Origin of the sequence: Synechococcus sp. R8-2, from assembly GCF_047461715.1 — a bacterium.
Classification (GTDB): Bacteria; Cyanobacteriota; Cyanobacteriia; order Thermostichales; family Thermostichaceae; genus Thermostichus.
Map to the genome: position 1 here is coordinate 1 of NZ_JANSHQ010000765.1, position 1463 is coordinate 1463.

Here is a 1463-nt window from a genome sequence, read left to right on the forward strand (position 1 = left end):
CCCCCCCACCCTATCGATTCCCTCCAACCCTGCTGACCCTACCCCTGCGGCTGACCTGGCTTTGCAGGGGGCTTCCAAGGCTGAAGAATTGGTGGTGCCCCAATCCCCCTTGCAGGTGCGCATCGAGCGAAGGGAGGGCTTGTCTTTGGAAGAAGCTCTGGAGATCGCCGTTGCCCAGAACCCGGCTGTGCAGCAGGCCAGACTGACTGTCGAGCGGGCCGAGGCCGGGGTAGCTCTAGCTCAAGCTGCCTTTGCTCCCACCCTCTCCAGCCGTGCCAACTACCAGTACAGTGAGGCTCCCTCTCCTGGTGGTGGGCCAAGGCGCGAATCCCACACCCTCTCGGCCAGTGTGGTGCGGGTGGAGTATACCGCCTTTGACAGTGGCCTTAGGGAGCAAAACCTGAAGCTGGCCCAAGAAGCGCTGCGCATCGCCCAACTGCAGCTGGAGCAAACGCTGCAGACGGTCAAACAAGCTGTGGCCAATGCCTACTACGATCTGCAAAGCGCAGATGCCAGGGTTGCCATCAGCCAAGCTGCCGTCGAAAGTTCCGAAGCCACCCTGCGGGATGCTCAAGCCCGAGAACGGGCCGGGCTGGGTACCCGCTTTGAGATTCTCCAGGCAGAGACGGAATTGGCCAACAATCGACAAACCTTGCTGGCGGCTCAAAACACCCAACAACTGAATCGCCGCCGCCTGGCCGAACTGCTGAATTTCCCCAGCCCCACCGACGTGTTGGCCAGCGACCGCATTGAGCCGATGGGGGAGTGGGATCTCAGCCTGGAAGAGACCATCATTGCTGCCTTTGCCCAACGACAGGAATTGGAGCGCCGACGCCGAGAATTGGAGCAGGCCCAAAGCCGTGTGCGCCTAGCACAGGCCCGCAATGGCCCCCGAATTGGCTTGTTCGCCAGCCTCGATGCCGTTAACGATTTCAACGCCAGCCGCGATAGCTTTGATGTTGGCTATTCGGTCGGAGCCAATTTCAGCTTGACTTGGTTCGATGGGGGAGAAGCGGCTGCCCAAGCCCGCCAAGCCCAGATCGATGGACAGGTGGCCGTGAGCAACTTCGTCGGCACCCGCAATGAAATCCAGCGGGGGGTGGAAGAAGCCTTCCTGACCCTCAGCTCCAGCCGCGAACAGATCGACTCGGCCAAAGTGGCAATTGCCTCAGCAGAAGAGAGCCTGCGCTTGGCCCGGCTGCGCCTGCAAGCGGGGGTGGGCACCCAAACGGAGGTGATCAATGCTGAAGCTGCCCTCACCACTGCCCGTGGCAACCTTTCCAATGCTGTAATCGCCTACAATCGCGCCCTGGTACAACTGAAACGGGCCATTGGCAGCCTTTGACTTGAGCCTTTCTCCCTCACTCCCAGCCCTTCTTCCAAAAGGAGAGGGGTGCTATGGATACCGCGACGAAACAGTTCTATTCCAACTTGAGCTGTTGTGACATACTCCCGCACTCATG

At 60.3% G+C, this 1463-nt stretch carries 1 protein-coding gene; it reads left to right on the top strand.

Annotated features, from left to right (window positions below; translation table 11 throughout):
- Nucleotides 1-1345 (top strand): TolC family protein (locus NW819_RS14535; protein WP_414414183.1); only part of this gene is annotated, 1345 nt, incomplete at its 5' end.
- Nucleotides 1346-1463 lie beyond the last annotated feature (118 nt).